This is a genomic window from Bacillus sp. DNRA2, from assembly GCF_012843265.1.
Taxonomy (GTDB): Bacteria; Bacillota; Bacilli; order Bacillales; family Cytobacillaceae; genus Bacillus_BU.
In genome coordinates, this window is sequence record NZ_JABAIT010000014.1 from 74,064 (window position 1) to 94,666 (window position 20,603).

Genomic DNA, 20,603 nt, shown 5'->3' on the forward strand with positions numbered 1-20,603 from the left:
TCTATTAATGTTTTATCCAATTTCATAAACTTCTACTGTAAATCTCTTCCCAGGCCTTGGTGAAATAATCATCAATTTCATTTTGCCGTTCTTTTTGGAGTTTAATGGTTGTGACATATGATTTGGACATTGCCAGAAATTCCGACCAGTTAAAGGCAACTGGATTCCAACCTGAAATCCACATTTTTACAACATTGCCCCCCATCGTTACACTGTGTGCCATGGTGAGCATTGATGCAAGTTTACATTTATGTTGTATATTTTTATTTTTAGTAAATAAAGATTTGAAGTTTTTCATATTGTAGTAAATCCGAATCACGAGTTCTATTATTCCCGGTACAAGACTCATTGTGGCAAAATGTCGTAAATCATATCCGTTCGAATACATAAATCTGGCCACGTTTGTGTAAGACACTGTTGCTCCATTTTCTCTTAATGTAAAAGGTGATTTCGTGTTTATACATTGTAAAAGAGAAAAAAATGGAGGCTGTACACCGGCTGGAGTCGGAATATCCGATAAGGTGTGAGCAAACACCTTGAGGATTGCCTCCAATACATTTGAACTGGCATTCCCCGTGTTTACAACATGAAGGATGCCATTCTTATCAATCGTTGTCATCGTTCCCCGTAAAATATCAATCACGCCAAATACAAATCCGAGAATTGGGTCGTGTCCTAAGCTCATCAACCGATGAAGCTTTGGACTAAGTCCATCAATGTTTATTCCGCCCGCCTGATCATTTCGGCTTAAGTCATATGGAACTTTTGCGTAATTTTCTAGCTTCTTTTGCATTTGACCCAACCATTGATAAAACGGCTGGTCCGAACTCGAATCATTCCCACTCTTCCCCATTATGATTTCGCACTTTTCATTTAAGAACTTCGTCATGGGGCTGCCTTCATAGTGTTTCCCTTTAAAATCCATATCTTTAGGAATTTTAACAATGAAAAAGTCAACTAAAACGGCCACCAGAGAAGCAAAAGCCACAATACTGTAGTCCCACTGATCCCATGGAAGCTTCCCAAACATTTGATCATATTTTTGAAGAGATTGTTTTGCACGCTCTGTCCCCAAAACCTCAAGAAGCGGATCCTTTGTCTCATCAAAACCATGCTTGGTAAGATATTCATTAACACTATCGAAATACTCCTTTTCATTTGAAAAAGGTAACAATGGTAAGGGCTTTAAATGGTCCAAATTTTTTGGTAAAATCGGCTTTTCTATCATTTCCTGAACCTCAAAGGAGAGATCCAACTCATCTCGGTTAATCCCTAAAGTGCTGAACAACTGCTCAAGCTCTTGATCTACTGAATCCAATTCTACAGAAACGATTTCCTCCGTTTGTTTAACCCCTTTGGTAATCTCTGTTAACTCCGATAACCTTTTATTGACCTCCCTTAGCTGATGATGTTGAGCAAGCACCGCACGTTCAGCGTCACGCTTCTTCATGCTGGAACCCCTTTTGAAGCTGAATTTCCCGCCCACGCATTGTGGTTAAAGCATCCTTCAAGATTTTTATCTCTTTTACGACCTTAGTTAATCTCGCTTTATTCAACTGAGACTCCTCAGCTATCTCAATAACCTGACTAGTAAAATAGTTAATATCTTCTATTAAATAATTAATTGTGTTTTGACTGTTCAAAATAGCTTCTTTTAATAAGAATTCACGTTTATTTGCTTTTTCTCTTTCACTTCCACCCGTTGCCCATTTAACCGTCTTATACGTTCCAACTCCAATTAAAACCGCAACACCAATTCCAGTTACCATCGCACTTAAACCGAAAAGACCGCCTAAACCGAGCGTAGCTAAACCGGAAGTAATCCCAACAGCACTTACACCGGCTGTTCCACTTAAATATACCGCAGCAATCGGTACACCCACTGCTCCACCTTTGGCTGCCATATCCTTAATGTTTTTAGTAATTTCACTATCACTGATTTGTCCATTCAAAATTTTACCCTCTAGTTCACAAGCTTCTTCTAAAAAGGAAATTTTGTCATCAGAAACCGAATAAATACGAGCAATTGAATGAATGAAATTTCTTTGAGTCTCTGCTAATCCATTTATGCTTGCCTTAGAAATGCGGATACAATCCTTCAATAGTGAAAGGTGAAGAACCTCCTCAGACCCCTCTGGTATTTCTGTATCCATCTCCCCTAACAAGCTATGTATATCCTGATCTGTCATGGTTATGTAATTCCGAATTTCCATACGTTGTTGAACATCAAACTTTAATTGTCCCATCAAAGAATAAATTTCCACTAATTCTTTCTGATCCATGTCTTCATCAACATTGCAAAGATTCACAATGATTTTCAGGTAATTAATTTTTACCTGCTCATCCATATCCTCTAAAATCACATAGGTTTGTTCCTCTTTATTAGCCTTCTGACCTACTTTTTCCTTAAGATCATCGACCATGATCTCAGCTTCTATTTTTAAGTCATCTACTTTATCAACAACTTTATCTTTTATATTTTTAACCTTCTCATCTACTTCCCATTCCATCATTTTATATTCGGCTTCATCTTTTAAATCAACTAATTTATCTTTAATATTACGAAAAAAACTCATCTAAATGCACCTCCAGTAGAGTAAATCGATATTATTCTACTATTATATCATTGCTGTAATAACCAAAGGTGCCTGTCACCACCCGTTTTTTCTTGTTTCACAAAGCTTTGTGAAACAAGATTTTTCGGGCGGTGACAGGCACCATTTTTTTTACCTGAATACCGATTTCGAGGGGCCTTCCCTTTAGTAAAGTGGTCACCATAGTTTACTTCATTTATTTCTTTTATATTATTTACTTTATTAAAAGCATTCCCCGTAACCTTATTTCCCCCACTACCAATCTTAACCTCATCACTATTTTCAATTACTTCGCAGGTTCTCCCTACAGAACCTGCCCTCGCATATGCTGGTGCTTTTTGCGGAACATGGAGGTAATTTCTTACTCCTGAAACCACTTTATCCGATACTTGCGCTACCTCAATTGTATCTTTTATAACCTTATTTTTCACGATATTGGCGCCGTTTTGGAAGGCTGCTTCTGCTCGTCTCAAGCGTTCTGTTCCAAACTTAGATGCGGTTTCTACTAAGTTACTTATACGAGAAGTAGCTCCCTGTTGAATGCCACCTTTCACACCGGAACTTAAGCCTAGCTTCCCCATATTATCACTAACACCTGCGAGACGAACAGTGCTGCTGAATTTTGTTAAGCCACTGACGCCTGGGACAATATCAAGCGGTGCTTACAGCCCTCGCACCCAATGTTCGGATTCCCAAGCTCTCGACCAGAGAACATAAAGACTTTATAAGAAAACAAAACACTTGATACCTTAAAGGCTATCAAGTGCTACTTCTTTTCATTATAAGAATTCCTGCAACTCTAACTGCAACATCATTTTCTAATTTGATAAGTCTAATCCAACCGTTTATAAAATAAAAGAGTAATCGTTAGTTTTGTATTTGTAATTCTCTTAAAACTTCTGTCCGCAAATCACTCGTAATATTTCCATTCTTATAATCATCCAATAAAGAATTAATTCTCTGAATATAACTATCTGAATTCTGTACACATCTTTCAAAACAATCCATAAAATGGTCTACTAATGTATCATCAACTAAACCAATTGGTTCTGGATAATATTTGACACCTTCTCTTTCATATGCCTTTCTGCTAATATAAGCAACTGCATCAATAACACAGTTCCAAGCTATAACATCTGTTTCATTATCTGACATCTCTTGAATTATTGTTATACCATTTTCCTCATTATCTAATAATTCGTAAAGTATATCCCCAATATTTTCTTTACGTTTTAGCCACTCCCAACATTTATATATAACTTCCTGGGCTATAATTTGATCTTCCTTTTGAGAGAATACCAACAAAACTTTTTCAGAAAGTCCAAGAAAAAATATTACTTTACCATCTTCTGTTAAACTACTAAAGTTAGTATTAGTATTAGCCATAATTAACCTCCAACTAATCAATATACTTTCCATTTTTAATCATTAGATTAAGCCTACCAGTTACTTTAATACTTTCATCAATTTCCGATGTTACTTCGATTTTAAGATTAGGATATTTTAAACTTAATTGCTTTAACACACCAGGCGGTACTTTATCGTTCCCTAATCCCTGATAACACTTTCTACATACACCTGAAGGATTCGATTGATGTAGTTTTAATGTTCCTGTTACATCTTCTGGTTTAATACCTGCCTTTATTACTGCTGAATCAAATTCATTCAGAACTCCTTCCTCTGCATGCCTGGTGAACAATGGGTTATTTCCTGGAGCTTTAATATTCCTGTTAGGCATTACTTCATCTAAATCAGGTAATCTAGCTTCTTTACGTACTTTTGGGGATCCTCCTTCAAAAGACAAATTTTCTAATCCTTTTACATCGGTCTTTCCAACTGCAACTGTTTCAGTTTCTGGTACATTCCATTTTTTCCTCAGTACATCTATATCAGTCTTACCAATATCAATCTTACTTTTATTGTCCGCAACCTTTGTTACCCCACTACCAACCTTAACTCCATCGCTCGTGTTAAATAAAATTCTAGGCTGTTTTCGTAAACTTTGTTGTTTTTGATTATGAATATTTTTGCTAAACAAGAACAATTGTTCTATAATATGAAAATAAGTAAATATGGAGGTGTAATTTATGAGACCTAATCTAACGAAAGATATAAGTGTAGAAAGTTTTAAAGATTTCTATTGGTTAAAAGAAGAATTACAATCTTTTTGTAGAGAAAATGGTATAAGTGCTTCTGGTTCTAAAATAGAGATTTCCAATAGGATTGAAACATTTCTTCGGACAGGGGAGATAAAAAGCCCTACCAGAAAATCAAAAGCGAATAAGAAGATGGAACTTCAAGTAGATTTAAGTCTTGATACAGTCATTACGGAAAACCATCGTTGCAGTCAAAATGTAAGAGAGTTTTTTAAGACAGTTATACCTAAATTTCATTTTTCCACCTATATCCAAAACTATTTAAATAACAATGTCGGAAAAACATATCGTGATGTAGTAGACGCTTGGTACGAGGAAGAAGAACGAAAGAAAGACCCTTCGTACAAGAAAAACATTGCACCTCAATTTGAATATAATCAATTCATTCGTGACTTTTTTGCTGACCCGAAAAATCAAGGGAAAAGTCGGGAAGAAGCGATTGAAGCCTAGAATGAAATCAAGAAACTTCCTGGAAGCAATAAATATACGTCTAATAATTAGTTAAGCACATCTCAACATTACTACTGTGGTGTGATTTGACTTTCGGCAGGCAGAAACAAGCATTTGTTTGACACGTTCATCAAATGCTATTTGTTTACCTAATTCAAGCCAACGGAACCAGTAGAGGTAATTATCCAAGTATTTTGTTGCCACACCTTGAAAACGCTCCATCCAACCTTTCAAACGATTATGAGAGTTATTAACGTGTTGGATGTGGTATATCCCCCTTTTTACACGCTGTTTTTTGCGTTCATTCACTGTTTCGTGCTGTAAGCCTTTTAGTTTAGCGAACTTTTTATAGTTAGTTGCCGTATCTGTACATAACAAAGAAGACGGGTGAATATACTCACCTATCAATATGGTTTTTAAATGTATAAATCACTTTAAATGTTTAATAAGTGTCATCATTTTAAACCGACAGTATGACACCATTTTTATCTTAACAAATTTCACTAATCCAATTTATACGCGACAATTCTTCCTTCGGGATAGTTACCATCCCAACCACAAGGAAAAGCACCAAATTGATATATCTCAAACAGTTCTTCAAAAAAAGAACTACTATTTCCGTTTATCGCTCTATTGATAGCACAATTAGTCAGGTCAGCTACAACATCGTTATAAAATATACTATATTTAAATGAGCTTTTCCGTAAATTATCAGCAATAATTTCTAATAATTCTTCCAATCCTTTAGGTTTTTCATTCTCTGACATTGCGTAATAAGTACCCCAAACTTCACTCATTTCTAACTCTCTAATATCTTTCCAATTATACTCATCATCACCAAATATCTCTTCATAAGCTAAATGCTCTGCTTTTTTTATATCTTTAATAATAACAATCTTTTTAGAAGCATTATTAGTAAGTGCCCCCTGAAAATTTTTCGAAAACTGAATTACTTCTTCGACCAAAATATTAAATATACCATAGTTCATTACTTATTATACCACCTTTCCCAAAGGTCGACTGTTGCCCCTCCTCCTCTTTTCCATACAGGGGTTGCAATCTCCTTTTCCATTCTTTCTATTTTGTACTGTTCCATTCCAATTTTTTTGATCTTCTTGAGTTCATTTTCAAGGTAATCATCTTTCATGTATAAGGGTAATCCCTTATCTTGAAGTAGTCTTAACTTATATTGTAGTTCATAAACTAGCTTTTCTATCATTGATATGTTTTGATTAATATCTATTTCATCTAATTTTTTTCTTACAAAATTACTATAGACTGAGTGATATCCTTTATGTCTAGAAGTTGCACTAATATCAGCATCTGGAACCCGTTGGAAAAATCCATTTGAGGCATCGTCCATTTCCATTCCTATTTTTTGTAATACAGGATGACTTCTAAATTCCTTAGGAATAATATGTTGTGCTTGATAAGGAGTTCTTTTTGTAGTTATAGGTAGACCCATTTCTTCAAACATATTTTTCCCCAGTTTTGTTGAACTCCCTCCTGTAACCTTTCCAGGAGTACCAGGAATAAGCCTTTTAACATCACCCGCACCTTTAGTTCCCCCACTACCAACCTTAACTCCATCACTCGTATTAAATAAAACACCATTCTCTATAGTATGTGTATTTTCAATTACTTCGCGGGTTTTCCCTACAGAACCTGCACCCGCAAATTCAAGTACTTTTTGGGGAACATGGAAGTAATTTCTTACCCCGGTAACCACTTTATCCGCTACTCGCGCTACCTCTATTGTATCTTTTATAACCTTGTTTTTCACGATATGGGCGCCGTTTTGGAAGGCTGCTTCTGCTCGTCTCAGGCGCTCTGTTCCAAACTTAGATGCGGTTTCTACCAAATTACTAATACGAGTAACTCCCTGTTGGATGCCACCTTTCACACTTGAACTTAAGCCTAGCTTCCCAATATTATCACTAACACCTGCGAAACGAATGGTGCTGCTGAATTTTGTTAAGCCACTGACGCCTGGGACAATATCAAGCGAAGCTAACTGTTCTAATAAAAAAACACTCGTTGCCAAAAGGCAAACAAGTGCTTTATTTTGTGTACTATGCTGAAATTAATAATTTTTGTCAAGTTGCGTAGTTATCGTACATATTGCCATAACAAAATAATGTTTAACCAAGCCAAGATTATATAACTTTCACGAAACCTCTATATTTACATTTTTTACACAAACACTTAGTCATGCAACTTTTCTAGAAATGCCGTAAAGGATTCTGCAACATAAAATACATTTTCTCTTGCACGTTCTTCAGCCATTTCTTCTGTTAATCCCTCTTCTAGTATTAACATTTCTTTTTCCCAGGCATTTTCGTGCTCCCAAAAAACTACAATTGGATTATCTTCATGATTTTTATAATCAAAACAAATTAAGTTTCCTGAAGGGTCGAAGGCAAAAGGAATTATTTTTTTGGGGATTGTATCCTTATAATCATTGAAGACTTCTAGTATATACTCATCATCTTCAGTGTCAAATGTTAATAGTGTTCCAAAGACTCTTTCTTTCCCATCAACTTGAAATAAATCTGGACTAACATGAGCTCCATTATAATTCATCGCAATTTCTATATACTCTAAAGGCAATTTAACTCCTAATTTTTCTCCTACTTTCTCCACTTCTATTTTAGTCACAGGGTCATCCCAGGATCTCCACTGAATATTACTCATCTGATACCATCTCCCCACAATTTATTTCCACCTAAATGATTCACTTTATGCGTCTTAGTGACTACAAGTTGCATCTTGCCTGGTACCTGGTGATGATGCCAGGTTAACCCTTTTATTCTTGCTTCGCCATTTTCAATATCTCTAACTTGTTTTAAGGTAAATAAATCCTTAGATATGTTTCCTTGCTCAATTGCTTCATTTAATAACCTTGTACATTCTCTAAATTGTGTCTCGTCAGTTGCTTTAAATAGACTCTCTTTTAGTTTCAATGAAAATTTAACATCATCACCTTTAAATATTGGAAAACCTAAAACATCATAATCTACGCCTTTCACATGTTTTCCCCCTGCTAATCCTTTATTAACTATATTATGCTGTGGTGAAGCATTTAAATAATCATCCACGTGCCCCACTACTTCTTTAAATTCTTCTATACTATCATAACCATATTCCTTAATTGTTGTATCATCTACTACTTTCAAAAAGTCTTCCACACTTTCATAACCTTTTGGAACAATGGACCTATTTATCAAATTTCCGTTTATATCATAATCGTTTTTTATTACTTCATCAATTTCAGAACGGTAAGTATCTATATGAGTACCCTTATTTCCCCCACTACCAACCTTAACTCCTTCAATCCTACTTACATAATCTCTTAAACCATTTTCAATACTATGTGTATTGACGGCTGAATCATGGGCTAATCTTTTATTGCCCATCGTATCTTCCACGAGTTTTATTCGAAGTGGGTTAAGGTTTTTCGCTCCAGTAACCACTTTATCCGCTACTCGCGCTACCTCTATTGTATCTTTTATAACCTTATTTTTCACGATATTGGCGCCGTTTTGGAAGGCTGCTTCTGCACGCCTCAAGCGCTGTGAGCCAAACTTAGATGCGGTTTCTACTAAGTTACTTATACGAGAAGTAGCTCCCTGTTGAATGCCACCTTTCACACCGGAACTTAAGCCTAGCTTCCCCATATTATCACTAACACCTGCGAGACGAACAGTGCTGCTGAATTTTGTTAAGCCACTGACGCCTGGGACAATATCGAGTGGTGCTAACAGCCCTCGCACCCATCGTTCAGATGTCTCGAGTTCCCGATCTGAGACTAAATCCTTTCCAGACACAGCCGAACTCAATTCATAAGCACCGTAGACAGCTCCCAACGCCATTCCAGCCGGAGGGCAGAATAGCGTAACTCCAGCGATTACCACAATTGCATCCGTCTGTAACAACATTTCTTTGTATTTTTGCGAGTCACTAATGGATTCATACTCGAAAGCCCGTGTATTGACAATGGCCTGTTGGTATTCTTTCTGAGAAAAATCTTGATCGGGATTGAGTTCTTTCCATGCCTCGTATTCCAATTTCATTTGTTTTCCGTAGAAGTTATCACCACTGAAGATGTCGTCTAGGCTTATTTCTGGTTTTTCTATTTCAACTGAGTTGTATGCACCTGCCGTAATATGAACTGTTTCACTAATACCGAGCCGGTTTTTTGTCCTTGTACTCTGTATTTCACAAAAGGATTAATCATGTCTTTCAATAAAAAAACACCTGTTTGCCTAAAGGCAATCAAGTGCTTTGTAGTAGCTATCTAAAATGACTTATTTACTTTTTACATGACGTGAAGCTGTTTTTCATATTGCGGAAAGCTATAACAATTATTATGGTAAGGTCTAGCTAAAACAAGATGGTTATGTAAACATTTGGAATAACAAATGTTTACATCCCTACTATTCTTTGCTTTCTATTTGAGAAGCTTCCCAATATGAATTTTACAGATATGGATGCCTTATACCCGGTACTTCCTTGTTCAACAACTTTACCAGTGTCTTGTATCTCTTTTAAAAAGTTACCTAAATAATAAATCAGGCCCCATCTAAAATAATACGTGGGGCCTATTTGACTCTTACCCCTTAATTAAACAAAAACGATAACTGGGGACCAGTTATCGCTAATTAAATCAAACCAATTTGGAACTAAAAAGTAACCATGATTTTATTTTCTATGATTGTTCTAAAGTTAGAGTAATTTCTCATCATATTATTACCGTACGCACTAACAGCCTTATTACCATATATCATACTTTCATAATTAGCTTTAAATTCTTTTTTTATTGGCTCTTCCAAACTTGAATAGTATCTTTTGACAACATCTTCTGCTAATTCACGTGAACCATATGTTAAGATAAAATTAATATCAATTACATAACCATTTTGCGGATAAAAGCCACTTGTAACAACCTCTTTTACATAATTGTCCAGGTCATTCATGCATCTTTCTACAATCGGCATGAATACACTATCTAACCAATTAGTGAATTCATTAACTGTCATACCCAAATCTTCATCATGTGCTATGTTCCAATATAATTGACCAATTGGCACATTACATTGACGAGTATTAATATGAAATATTTTATCTTTGGATTTAATAGGGAGAATTGCACATTCTCCATAAAATACTACATTTTTATCAGTTATATTATTCCAGCCTGTATAAAAAAATACTTTATAAATAAAATTCTTATCTTTTTTGGTCATCCAATGGCCAGACTTAGAATATTTCCAACCCTTATCTAAATACTTTTCGGATATTAGATTACATACGTTTTCAAATGCTTCATTTGCTTTCATAACTACACCTCATATTTAAGCCGTTTCGGATTCAAATATTTTGAACTCAATCCTTAAATCTTGTGTATTTTTCTCAAAAACATCCAATAGTTTTTTACAATTATCAGTTGGTTGATATTTAAACCTTAGATCAAATATAAATCCATCTACTAATTTAGCATCGTGATAAACACTATAGACTTGCCCACTTTCAATAAAAGATATATAAGCGTTAATTTTATCTTGTAACAATTTTAAGTGTTGGAGTTCATTCTCCCAGTCTAAATGATCTGCAATCATTAATGCTAACTTATTATCATTCTTACTCTTTCCAATACCGTCTATTGTATTTTTTTCTAATATTGACACTAACCATTCACCTCATTTATTCATCAAAATAAGTTATACCTTCAGGACGAACAATTTGCACCCGTGTTTCACAAGGTATTTCGTATCCTTCTGTAAAATCGCCTTTCCCTTCACCTACGACAGACCCACCAGAATTCTTCAATTCAGGAAATCCTTTTACCTGATTAGGGGTATATGGAGCAGAAGCGGAACTTTTATGTTCTTGTATAATAACATTTCCGAGTTCATCAGATGCAATTGCGTCAACTCTTACCTTAGTTCCTTCATGCGTTACAATTGTTATTTCTCGTTGTGCATTTTCATACTGCTGTGAAAATTCACTGAAACTTTCATCAGAAAATTCTTGCCCCTGTTCTCGAAGAGATGCCCATTTTTCACTTGCTTCTTTCCATTCTAATGGGCCTTTAGGCGTTTCACCAGCTTTATATTTCCTAATACAATATTCATCATATTTTGATTGCAATTCATCATCTTTAAATCTGTCTGTATTATCAAGTAAATCCGAATTCCCCTTTCCAATATCTCCCGCACCCTTATTTCCCCCACTACCAATCTTAACCTCATCACTAACGTTCAGTATAACCCTAACACCATTCTCAATCGTATGCGTATTTTCGATTACTTCACTGGTTTTCCCTACAGAAGCCTCACCCGCAAATGCTGGCGCTTTTTGGGGAACACGGAAGTAATTCCTTAACCCAGTAACCACTTTATCCGCTACTTGTGCGGCTTCTATTGTATCTTTTATGACCTTATTTTTCACGATATTGGCACCGTTTTGGAAGGCTGCCTCTGCACGCCTCAAGCGCTGTGAGCCAAACTTAGATGCGGTTTCTACTAAGTTACTTATACGAGAAGTAGCTCCCTGTTGGATGCCACCCTTCACACCGGAACTTAAGCCTAGCTTTCCAATATTATCGCTAACACCTGCGAGACGAACAGTGCTGCTGAATTTCGTTAAGCCACTGACGCCTGGGACAATATCGAGTGGTGCTAACAGCCCTCGCACCCATCGTTCAGATGTCTCGAGTTCCCGATCTGAGACTAAATCCTTTCCAGACACAGCCGAACTCAATTCATAAGCACCGTATACTGCTCCCAACGCCATTCCAGCCGGAGGGCAGAATAGCGTAACTCCAGCGATTACCACAATTGCACCCGTCTGTAACAACCATTCTTTGTATTTTTGCGAGTCACTAATGGATTCATACTCGAAAGCCCGTGTATTGACAATGGCCTGTTGGTATTCTTTCTGAGAAAAATCTTGATCGGTATTGAGTTCTTTCCATGCCTCGTATTCCAATTTCATTTGTTTTCCGTAGAAGTTATCACCACTGAAGATGTCGTCTAGGCTTATTTCTGGTTTTTCTATTTCAACTGAGTTGTATGCACCGGCCGTTATATGAACCGTTTCACTGATACCTAACCTGTTTTTTGTCGTGTAGTTGGAGGGCGATAAATTGTGCATTGTATCCACAAAATCATCCATATCCGTATAAAATCTTTCATCGATTGTCCGGTCAACGATATCGCCTACTTTTCCAGTAAACCCATGCAAGACTTGAAAGTCCTCATATAATGCCTTGTATTTCGATTTTTGGCTCGTGTGGTGAAACGATATCACGCCATCGCTATCATATTTCTCGATTAACTTTTCAATATCCTCTAAATTATCACTTAGATCCTTAAGGGAATCAATCATCCCTTTGCCCCAAGGTCCTGGGCCGATTAAACTTCCAATTCCTTCACGCATCTTTTCCCAGTCTTTTGGGATATATTTTACATCCATCATAACCCCCCAGTATATTTTTCTAGGTATCTTATATCAACAATTCCAAATCTGATTACCAAAATTCCTAGTAGCAAACTACTAAAGTTTCTTTTATTGGTGTGTCATGTTTCGTCAAAATCAGAATTGGAATGACCCATTAATTTCCATCTATTAAATTATAAGAGAAAGTACAATGTGGAAAAATGAGTAATTTGACCTAAAAGTAGTAAACATTGTCGAAAAATGTATATTGGAGAAAAGGAAGGGATTCTTTAAGAGAGTCTTTTTGATAAAGAAGGGACAACCAAGAGTGCCTGTCACCACCCGATTTTTCTTGTTTCACAGATCTTTGTGAAACAAGATTTTTCGGGCGGTGACAGGTACCTATTCTTGGTACCTATTCTTTTTTGAAGTACCCCGCTATTGCTGGAAACCTTTCAAATTCTTTTCTCATTTCGCGAAATGAGATGAGCTCCCTTCCCCTAGTTAACTGGAAGTCTAGTGAATATTCATGGCAGTTAAGAGGGGCTTTATCAAACATTTCAGTATAGAATCGGATGGCTTCAGAATCGCTTTTTGCAAAGATAAAGACAAAATTCTGTTGATCCATTTTTAGGGAGAAAATGCCTGCTTTCCGAACAATACCTAATACATTATTGTTCGTCAATTCAGCCACTATTTGATTATCTGCTTCTTGCATATTCAATTTTGCTATGTCGTCTTCAAGTGTTATTTTTTTCTCGATAAGCAAATGGTAAATACAATGAGCTAATGTGGATTCTTCATAAAGGATTGAATCGAAGTAAAGCTCTCTCACAACCATAAGTGCACACCTCACTGATTGATTTTTTCAAAAAGAAGAAATATCATGGGAGCCTGTTTATTTTTTTAGATTCGCAATGCTTCCAGTGTGTTGATTGTATTGTGTAAAAATAGTCCCAATTGGGCCATTACGATTTTTCGAGACGATGATTTCTAAGTTGCGATTATCGGTATCTTTGTCATAATAGGACTCACGATACAAGAACAAAATAACATCGGCATCTTGTTCTACGCTGCCCGAATCACGAATATCAGACATCATTGGCCGTTTATTTGCCCGTGATTCCACAGACCGATTTAGCTGGGCAAGACAAATTACAGAACAATCAAAATCCTTTGCCATCGTCTTTAGAGCCTTTGAAATTTCCGTTACTTGTAAATGAGGATTCCCTTCGTAAGATTGACTCGCACGGATTAAAGTTAGATAGTCGATAAACAGAATCGGTTTCTTGTCTGGATATTCATGCAGCAACTTTCGGGTTTTCGCTCTCATTTCCGCAATCGTTTGCCCGGCTCCATCAAAAATATGTATATTCGTTTCACTAACCAGACCAATGACGCTTAACCAGCTGTTTTTTTGTGTTTCGGTCAACATCCGTTTCGGATTCCGCATTTTTGTTCGATTATAGCCACCTGTCGAGGCAATTAACCGTTTGGTGATTTGATGCTCTGGCATTTCCAAGGAAAAAATGATCGGCAAATAGCCATCCCACCCCGCCATTTTCGCAAAATGGAGCATCATATCCGTTTTTCCCATCGATGGTCTGGCAGCGAGTATCGTTACCTCGCCATTCTGAAAGCCGCCTGTCATTTCATCGAATTTATTAATACCTGTAGGAGGACTTTTCTCTGTTATTTGCTCTTCCCATGGTGCCTCATAAATATTTGTCAGTGCTTGTTGGATCGAGGTGTGATCTTCCAGCTTCACTTGCGAAATTTTATCCAATTCGGAAATCACCCTATCAATCTCCCAATCATTCATTGCTGCAAGGGTTAAAATATTTCTTTTTTCCCGCTCTTTCCACTGGTCCAGAATGAGACTCTCGATATTGTCAAATTTCTCGATATCGGCATGTGCTAGTAATTCTGACAGATAACTCATTCCCCCTAAAGACTCAAGATTGGGTACGGTGGTCAGTGAAATTAAATCAATATTTTTCCCCGTTTCGTTTAACTCCACCATCGTTTTCATGATGTCTTTATGCAGGGAACTTTCAAGTTGGGAAGGTTGAATGACAGTTTCTCTAAGTAAATAGTCGGCCTTCATTAAGCAGCCCAGAAAAGCTTTCTCAGACATACTCATCATTCTTCACCTGCTGTTAAATCAAGGACAAACTCCCCTGGGACAGCTCTTCCTAAAGGCATATATGGGCTAACATTCTTTGATTTTCGTGCTGCCTTTTGACTCTCATGAGAATCTATTTCTTTTACACTCAGTAACGATTCATTTTCCCAGTTTTTAAGAATTGCACTTACATAGCCTAGGGTCCGCTTGTTGTTAGCACAGGCAATATTCATCGCTTTTAGGATGACTTCCTTTGGATTTATGAAGCGAGAATCATCGAGCCAAGCTATTAACTGCTGCTTCGCGTTTACATTCGTTAAACCAAAGCCATTTTCGTCCCAACACTTCATGATGTCTCTAACAGCTTCTGCTTTTTGTTGATTCATTAAAGAGTTTTCTACTACGGGCTCCTTCTTAAAATCAGGATAGTTTGCCAGTTCTTTTTCTTGTTGTTCTTCTTTTTCTTTTTCTTTTTCTTTTTGCCCACTTATCGTCTGACGAGTCGTGAACGCATCGTCTGACACCAAGTGATCAAGTGTAGGCTGTGTATCATTTTCGGCTACATATTGATCTACATGATTTAACAGCGTCTGTTCTTGTTTGCAAAAGGAGTCAAACAGGTTGCGAATATCTTGATTTGGAATGGATTGAGAAATATATCGAATGAGAGAAACATCCTCAACCTCTTTTAATTCGGAATTGATACAATCCATGATTGGCTTTCCGCCCTTGTTTAGGTTAGATTTTGCCCAGTTATGTAACGCAATCTCTCTTGTTTTCGGATTATAACGAATCAATTTGTGATGCTGAGTGAACCGTTCCATTAAAGCCTGAACCGTCTCAATCGAATAGCCCATATCAAACGCCATTTGTTTCTTCGTAATTTTATAAATCCCAATTTGAGTTGTTTGAGAATTCGTCAGTAAATAAAGATAAAAATATTTATCCTCCGGGCTCATCTCTTCCGAAACAACTGGATTATTCCAAAAATCCGTACGCACCATTCTAAATTTAGCCATCCTCAATCACTGCCCCTTTTCACCAGATATTTTCCAACCTCTATATAGGTTTGACTGGTGAAAAAGGACACTGTGGATATTAATATTTTGTGGAAAATTGGTGACGGTTTTAAAATGAAAATACAAAATGGTGCCTGTCACCACCCGTTTTTTCTTGTTTCACAGATTTTTGTAAAACAAGATTTTTCGAGCGGTGACAGGCACCGAGATAAGCCAATAAAACTTTCAGCAAAGTTATTATTATCTTTTTTTAACATTATCGGGGAAAAAACATAGGGACAGGTTTGTTGGCCTATTTTCCAATAAATGTTGGGACGTAGAACCTGTCCCTCAGTCCCTCGATTCATTCCAGATTCTACAATTCAACTTCTTTAAGTCACGAAAAATGTACCTATGCATTTTGATTCGACTTTCTTGATTTTCCCATTTGCAGTATTCATTCTCCGCCTTCAAATTGAATGTCCCAATCCTCAATTTCATCATTCTCATCGTCACAATCTAAAACATCCCAATAAATAATCGCATCATCCACTACTTTTACTTTTTTAATCTTCACTTCCCCCTTATATCGTAAGAACATATAATAATTCTTTTCAACATTGCCATTAGCTTTCTTGTATAGAAAAATCCCTATTGGATTGTATAATATTTATCATATGTACTATCTTTAAATTTGTCCCAAAAAATAAAGCGAGTTTTACCACTTATCTGTTTTAGCAATAATAGAAGTCGAATAAAAATTTATTCTTTTAAAAAATACATGTTATGATTAGGAATAGTAACTAACAGTAGGTGATATTTTTGAAAAAAACAGTAAAAGTCGTAGCAGCCATTATCGAAAATGATCAAAACGAAATTCTTTGCGCCCTTAGATCACCGCAAATGGCAATACCAAATATGTGGGAATTTCCAGGTGGGAAAGTAGAGCCAAATGAAGATATCTTCACTGCTTTAAAAAGAGAAATTACGGAAGAGTTACATTGCGAGATTGAAACGAAGGAATTACATAATGATATTACACATGAGTATGAAACCTTTATTATTAACTTGATTGCAATTAAATGCAGCATCACTGGTGGAACGCCAACACCAACAGAACATTCCAAATTAATTTGGCTTAAAAGAGAAAATCTGTTCTCTTTAGTTTGGGCCCCCGCTGATATTCCAGCTGTTGAATTATTAGTTCATGAAAAATAGTCTTCTCCGCGGAGAAGACTATACTTTTTTAGTGAACTCAGTAAAGAGCTTGACTGGTAATTCATTTTCTAACTCAAGTTGTACGGTTATAGGCTTATTCCCTTCGAAATCGATGGTATTACCTTTTCCAATATAAATGAATGGTTCATTTTTCCCATCTATTTGCTTATACTTTCTCACAAATAAATGAAGATTAATTCCCCTACTCTTATTGTAAATGATGTTTTGACCAGAATTGGTATGTTGTGAAGTTGTATGTGGTGTTTGCCATTGAAAATGACGTGTGTCTACAATTTCATCCTTGTAATTCAGTTTCTCCTCAACATCCGCCTCTTTGTGCAAATCGATATAAAGAAAATAATCTTTGCCATTCGTAAGCAAACCTGATCCCCTAAAGGAGCTATGGCTTTTTCTAAAATTAGACAGTAATGCTGCATCAGCCATTTTGTATTGCTCATATAGCTTGAAGTGAGGGACTCCATAATACTCATTCCGAAATTCCTTCTCGTATCTAAAAATTCCGTAATGAAGAATATCTTCAATATATTTCTTATACTCAGGGTTTCCAAGTAGGCTTTTAAAGATTGGACTCTTAATAAGCTTATTTTCGGTCAAAGAAAATAGCTTCAGCTGACTTTTAAGCTGACCACTGTCATAAAAGTTTTGGTTCCAACACTCAAAAGCATGTAATACGCTATCATGATCCACATCTTTTATCACTTTCAAAATCTCTGTTTTTGCTGTTTCAAGACTAATTTCTTCATAATCTAAGAGATGTCGAGAAATTACAAATTCATAAATCCGCTTAAGCGGCAGTTTGCTCGATAATTCCTTTAATGCCCCTTCAAAATGGTCATTCAAAAGCAGCTCTTTTAACCCCTCATCCTTCTCAACCTTGGCAACAAACTGAAGATACGTTTTCTCTCGGTCAATAAACTTAACAGGGTCTGGTGCTCCATCATATTTCATATAATCCATTAACAAATAAGGAATTCGCCCCTGATTAAGCTTTTTAAACTCAAAGTACTCTTCCTTCAGGTACTTCATCGAATTGAAGTTTTCTTGATCGATTTGCATTAAGATTCGTTCCTGTGAGATCTTATCCATTTGAATATGAGTGCAACCAGGAATGTTAGCAAAACCAGTAGCAATGGCTACCTTTAAGCTTTCTTTATCATAATAACGGCTACCATTTAGGGCCAATGCAATTAAGAAGGTTTTATTATGATTCCCGATAAAATCAAGAACGGTCAAGAAGCTTTTACTTCCATGCTTCCTTAGACCACGACCCAGCTGCTGGATAAACACAATCGGAGAATTAGTTGGTCTTAACATCAACACACTATTAATAGAAGGAATATCGACACCTTCATTAAATATATCCACAGTAAAAATAAATTCTAGTTCATCCTCATCATTCTCTAAGCGGTTAATCGTTCTCTCACGCACATCTGCTGAGTCTCCACCATGTAAGCATGTACTATTATAGCCTCTACGATTAAACTCCGCCGCCATATACTGAGCATGCTCAATACTTGCACAGAACCCAAGGCATTTGAGCTTTTCACCATCATGACTATAGAAATTCATTTTTTCAATAATAAAATCAACCCGCTCATTCACCTTTAAGCGCTTGGTAATTTCTGCAATATCATCAATAGAGACATCACTCAAATCAATGCCTTCAATATCAGTTATTCCAAAATAATGGAACGGAATGACAAGCTCGTCCTCTAATGCTTCATGCAATCGAACCTCTAAAGCGACATTATTATCAAAAAGATCAAACACATTATAACCATCACTCCGTTCAGGAGTAGCCGTCATTCCAAGTGTAAACTGTGGCTCGAAATAATTTAATACATCCTGGTAGGTTGGACTGGTCACATGATGGGCCTCATCAATGATCAAGTAATCAAATTCATCTCTTCCAAATTCATGGTAATACTTTGAAACAGTTTGGATTGTAGCAAAGATGTAATCTGCATCCTTATGCTTGTAATTCCCCGTCAATAAGCCAAAAGTAATTTTTTCATTCGGGAGCAGCTTTTCAAATGTTTCCTTGGCTTTTCTTAAAATTTCCTCACGGTGAACAATGAATAGAAGCCGCTTCGGTTTGTAGCTTTTAACATCAAAAGCAGACATATATGTTTTCCCAGTACCCGTCGCCGCGATAACCAGAGCCTTTTTCTCACCGAAATTACGAAGTCGATCTAAATTTTCCGTTGCTCTCCTTTGCATTCGATTTTGAACAATATATTCCACATTTTCATAGATAAGCCGTTGAGCAGATTGAGTATTTTTAATACTTTTCAAGAAATTTTCGTATCTTGTAATGAAGTCCTCATCGGCTTCAACACTCACATTCCACAGGTTATCGTATTCTCTCAAGACGTCCTTAATAAAATTCGCATCTTCCTTGGAGATAATCTCCACATTCCACTCTATGTTACTTTTCAAAGCACTTTGAGTAATGTTCGAGGAACCAATGATAACCTTATAACAAGCCTCATACTCAAATATATAAGCCTTCGTATGAAAACCAATCTCTTTATCCGTTACAAAAACCTTCAAATCAACATTACCGAACTCTTTTATTTTCTCCAAAGCTTTGGCATCGGTAAAATTAAGATAGGTAGAGGTAATAATTTTACCAGTTACCCCTTTTTCCTTTGCTTCCTTTAATGGATCCAGCAGCAGTTGAAGACCGCTGAAGTTAATAAAAGCCACACTAAAGTAGAAGCGTTTACATTCATTCATTGATCTAACTAACTCTGTTAATAGATTTCCGCTATCAGAATTAACGATAAGCTTTTTTTCAATCGATTCCATCGTAGAACCCCTGACTGTGTAAAAAGATGTTATGTTAAAATTTTACTATAATAACAAGGGGTTAGGAAGATCATTTGCTGATTAATATTTTTCTCGTACCGGTATTGTTCTAATGCTGAATGATGATATTAAAATACCCAAAGCCAGACATAAGGCTAGGGGCTTTCCAACGTTATCTTACATTTTTTAACCCGGCTTACTCGCAATTCATCATCAAAGGCATAAGTAATAACTTTTACGAAGAAGATCTTTATGATTTCAATGAATGGTGTAGATGGAAAAATACAGCAGAGGTAATAAATGAAATTAAGTGTGAGATAGTTTTCTAAAAGAAGGAAAAGGAAGATTTAGAAATTCAAATGAGAGTTATACCCTTTTATCAACCATCCCCCCCGTCCTTAGATAGGTTGGGGGAAAATAAAAATGTTTGATTAACAAAAATGTACATTTAAAAAAAGAGCAAGAATGTACATTATTTGTTGCCATTAATAATTTTAAATTAACTAATTAGTCTTTTTAGGTCTTATTATTGTTCAATTTCAAGATTTAATATATATATTATCGCTTCGTCATCCATTCCTTTTTCTAGTGCTTTTCTAATTGATATTAGCTTATCTTTTAAATACTCCTCTTTAGGTTCATTAGGTAGTAAGGCTAAGCACACCAATTTATTATCAAGAAGTTCTTCAAAGCTCAATCCAGATTTTTTAAATCCAGATTGTTCCCAATATGCAGCCAGAAACAGATCTTGTTCCAGACGATCTATATATTCCATTGTAATCTCTAATCC

At 36.2% G+C, this 20,603-nt stretch carries 19 protein-coding genes and 1 pseudogene; 2 read left to right on the top strand and 18 right to left on the bottom strand.

Annotated features, from left to right (window positions below; translation table 11 throughout):
* Positions 1 to 22: 22 nt before the first annotated feature.
* The 5 genes from HHO41_RS13230 to HHO41_RS22380 all read right to left on the bottom strand — a co-directional run bounded on the left by HHO41_RS13230 (position 23) and on the right by HHO41_RS22380 (position 4,632).
* Positions 23 to 1,450 (bottom strand): hypothetical protein, encoded by a 1,428-nt coding sequence (locus tag HHO41_RS13230; protein ID WP_169099360.1) that lies wholly within the window; start codon positions 1,448 to 1,450, stop codon positions 23 to 25.
* On the bottom strand, positions 1,437 to 2,576 hold the full coding sequence (locus HHO41_RS13235; protein WP_169099362.1) for a hypothetical protein: 1,140 nt from the start codon (positions 2,574 to 2,576) through the stop codon (positions 1,437 to 1,439). The genes HHO41_RS13230 and HHO41_RS13235 overlap by 14 nt, the downstream gene beginning before the upstream one ends.
* 47 nt (positions 2,577 to 2,623) lie before the next feature.
* Positions 2,624 to 3,175 carry a hypothetical protein gene (locus tag HHO41_RS13240; RefSeq protein WP_169099364.1) on the bottom strand — a complete coding sequence of 184 codons (552 nt, stop codon included), beginning with the start codon at positions 3,173 to 3,175 and terminating at the stop codon, positions 2,624 to 2,626.
* Between the two features lie 286 nt (positions 3,176 to 3,461).
* The gene (locus HHO41_RS13245) at positions 3,462 to 3,980 is read right to left on the bottom strand and encodes an Imm6 family immunity protein (protein ID WP_169099366.1); all 519 of its coding nucleotides are present in this window, start codon (positions 3,978 to 3,980) and stop codon (positions 3,462 to 3,464) included.
* A gap of 13 nt (positions 3,981 to 3,993) precedes the next feature.
* Positions 3,994 to 4,632 (bottom strand): hypothetical protein, encoded by a 639-nt coding sequence (locus HHO41_RS22380; protein WP_248278458.1) that lies wholly within the window; start codon positions 4,630 to 4,632, stop codon positions 3,994 to 3,996.
* A 49-nt stretch (positions 4,633 to 4,681) separates the two neighbouring features.
* Here HHO41_RS22380 and HHO41_RS13255 point away from each other — a divergent pair, with 49 nt between their 5' ends.
* Positions 4,682 to 5,200, top strand: a complete 519-nt coding sequence (locus HHO41_RS13255; protein ID WP_169099368.1) for a DUF6434 domain-containing protein — start codon at positions 4,682 to 4,684, stop codon at positions 5,198 to 5,200.
* 51 nt (positions 5,201 to 5,251) lie between these two features.
* Here the strand turns inward: HHO41_RS13255 and HHO41_RS13260 are convergent.
* The 11 genes and pseudogenes from HHO41_RS13260 to HHO41_RS13310 all read right to left on the bottom strand — a co-directional run.
* Positions 5,252 to 5,608 (bottom strand): annotated as a pseudogene (locus HHO41_RS13260) (IS1595 family transposase); the annotation flags it as partial.
* A 95-nt stretch (positions 5,609 to 5,703) separates the two neighbouring features.
* A complete protein-coding gene (locus HHO41_RS13265; protein ID WP_169099370.1) occupies positions 5,704 to 6,189 on the bottom strand; it encodes a hypothetical protein in 486 nt (161 codons plus the stop codon).
* A complete protein-coding gene (locus HHO41_RS22740) occupies positions 6,189 to 7,103 on the bottom strand; it encodes an AHH domain-containing protein (protein WP_348981276.1) in 915 nt (304 codons plus the stop codon). The genes HHO41_RS13265 and HHO41_RS22740 overlap by 1 nt, the downstream gene beginning before the upstream one ends.
* 302 nt (positions 7,104 to 7,405) lie before the next feature.
* Positions 7,406 to 7,894 (bottom strand): SMI1/KNR4 family protein, encoded by a 489-nt coding sequence (locus HHO41_RS13275; protein WP_169099372.1) that lies wholly within the window; start codon positions 7,892 to 7,894, stop codon positions 7,406 to 7,408.
* Positions 7,891 to 9,273, bottom strand: a complete 1,383-nt coding sequence (locus tag HHO41_RS22385) for an HNH endonuclease (RefSeq protein ID WP_248278459.1) — start codon at positions 9,271 to 9,273, stop codon at positions 7,891 to 7,893. Before HHO41_RS22385 ends, HHO41_RS13275 begins: the two co-directional genes overlap by 4 nt.
* Before the next feature lie 609 nt (positions 9,274 to 9,882).
* Positions 9,883 to 10,539: a hypothetical protein gene (locus HHO41_RS13285; RefSeq protein WP_169099374.1), complete on the bottom strand. Its 657-nt coding sequence runs from the start codon at positions 10,537 to 10,539 to the stop codon at positions 9,883 to 9,885.
* A 15-nt stretch (positions 10,540 to 10,554) separates the two neighbouring features.
* Positions 10,555 to 10,887 (bottom strand): DUF6572 domain-containing protein, encoded by a 333-nt coding sequence (locus HHO41_RS13290; protein WP_169099376.1) that lies wholly within the window; start codon positions 10,885 to 10,887, stop codon positions 10,555 to 10,557.
* A gap of 16 nt (positions 10,888 to 10,903) precedes the next feature.
* Positions 10,904 to 12,676: a hypothetical protein gene (locus tag HHO41_RS22390; RefSeq protein ID WP_248278460.1), complete on the bottom strand. Its 1,773-nt coding sequence runs from the start codon at positions 12,674 to 12,676 to the stop codon at positions 10,904 to 10,906.
* A 379-nt stretch (positions 12,677 to 13,055) separates the two neighbouring features.
* Positions 13,056 to 13,481: a hypothetical protein gene (locus HHO41_RS13300; RefSeq protein ID WP_169099378.1), complete on the bottom strand. Its 426-nt coding sequence runs from the start codon at positions 13,479 to 13,481 to the stop codon at positions 13,056 to 13,058.
* Between the two features lie 57 nt (positions 13,482 to 13,538).
* Positions 13,539 to 14,777, bottom strand: coding sequence for a replicative DNA helicase (locus HHO41_RS13305; protein ID WP_248278461.1), 1,239 nt, complete (start codon positions 14,775 to 14,777; stop codon positions 13,539 to 13,541).
* A 5-nt stretch (positions 14,778 to 14,782) separates the two neighbouring features.
* Complete coding sequence (locus HHO41_RS13310) at positions 14,783 to 15,784, bottom strand: DnaD domain-containing protein (protein WP_248278462.1); 1,002 nt, start codon at positions 15,782 to 15,784, stop codon at positions 14,783 to 14,785.
* A gap of 801 nt (positions 15,785 to 16,585) precedes the next feature.
* Here HHO41_RS13310 and HHO41_RS13315 point away from each other — a divergent pair.
* Complete coding sequence (locus HHO41_RS13315) at positions 16,586 to 16,981, top strand: (deoxy)nucleoside triphosphate pyrophosphohydrolase (RefSeq protein WP_169099380.1); 396 nt, start codon at positions 16,586 to 16,588, stop codon at positions 16,979 to 16,981.
* 18 nt (positions 16,982 to 16,999) lie between these two features.
* On the opposite strand, the gene HHO41_RS13320 is transcribed toward HHO41_RS13315, so the two are convergent.
* Complete coding sequence (locus HHO41_RS13320; protein WP_169099382.1) at positions 17,000 to 19,813, bottom strand: DEAD/DEAH box helicase; 2,814 nt, start codon at positions 19,811 to 19,813, stop codon at positions 17,000 to 17,002.
* A gap of 526 nt (positions 19,814 to 20,339) precedes the next feature.
* Positions 20,340 to 20,588, bottom strand: a complete 249-nt coding sequence (locus tag HHO41_RS13325; RefSeq protein ID WP_169099384.1) for a hypothetical protein — start codon at positions 20,586 to 20,588, stop codon at positions 20,340 to 20,342.
* Between the last annotated feature and the right edge of the window lie 15 nt (positions 20,589 to 20,603).

Excerpts from the sequence above, each read along its gene's own strand:
- HHO41_RS13230 (WP_169099360.1), bottom strand. The coding sequence starts at position 1,450 with ATGAAGAAGCGTGACGCTGAACGTGCGGTGCTTGCTCAACATCATCAG.
- HHO41_RS13235 (WP_169099362.1), bottom strand. The coding sequence starts at position 2,576 with ATGAGTTTTTTTCGTAATATTAAAGATAAATTAGTTGATTTAAAAGAT.
- HHO41_RS13240 (WP_169099364.1), bottom strand. The coding sequence starts at position 3,175 with ATGGGGAAGCTAGGCTTAAGTTCCGGTGTGAAAGGTGGCATTCAACAG.
- HHO41_RS13245 (WP_169099366.1), bottom strand. The coding sequence starts at position 3,980 with ATGGCTAATACTAATACTAACTTTAGTAGTTTAACAGAAGATGGTAAA.
- HHO41_RS13255 (WP_169099368.1), top strand. The coding sequence starts at position 4,682 with ATGAGACCTAATCTAACGAAAGATATAAGTGTAGAAAGTTTTAAAGAT.
- HHO41_RS13265 (WP_169099370.1), bottom strand. The coding sequence starts at position 6,189 with ATGAACTATGGTATATTTAATATTTTGGTCGAAGAAGTAATTCAGTTT.
- HHO41_RS13275 (WP_169099372.1), bottom strand. The coding sequence starts at position 7,894 with ATGAGTAATATTCAGTGGAGATCCTGGGATGACCCTGTGACTAAAATA.
- HHO41_RS22385 (WP_248278459.1), bottom strand. The coding sequence starts at position 9,273 with ATGAAATTGGAATACGAGGCATGGAAAGAACTCAATCCCGATCAAGAT.
- HHO41_RS13285 (WP_169099374.1), bottom strand. The coding sequence starts at position 10,539 with ATGAAAGCAAATGAAGCATTTGAAAACGTATGTAATCTAATATCCGAA.
- HHO41_RS22390 (WP_248278460.1), bottom strand. The coding sequence starts at position 12,676 with ATGGATGTAAAATATATCCCAAAAGACTGGGAAAAGATGCGTGAAGGA.
- HHO41_RS13300 (WP_169099378.1), bottom strand. The coding sequence starts at position 13,481 with ATGGTTGTGAGAGAGCTTTACTTCGATTCAATCCTTTATGAAGAATCC.
- HHO41_RS13305 (WP_248278461.1), bottom strand. The coding sequence starts at position 14,777 with ATGTCTGAGAAAGCTTTTCTGGGCTGCTTAATGAAGGCCGACTATTTA.
- HHO41_RS13310 (WP_248278462.1), bottom strand. The coding sequence starts at position 15,784 with ATGGCTAAATTTAGAATGGTGCGTACGGATTTTTGGAATAATCCAGTT.
- HHO41_RS13320 (WP_169099382.1), bottom strand. The coding sequence starts at position 19,813 with ATGGAATCGATTGAAAAAAAGCTTATCGTTAATTCTGATAGCGGAAAT.
- HHO41_RS13325 (WP_169099384.1), bottom strand. The coding sequence starts at position 20,588 with ATGGAATATATAGATCGTCTGGAACAAGATCTGTTTCTGGCTGCATAT.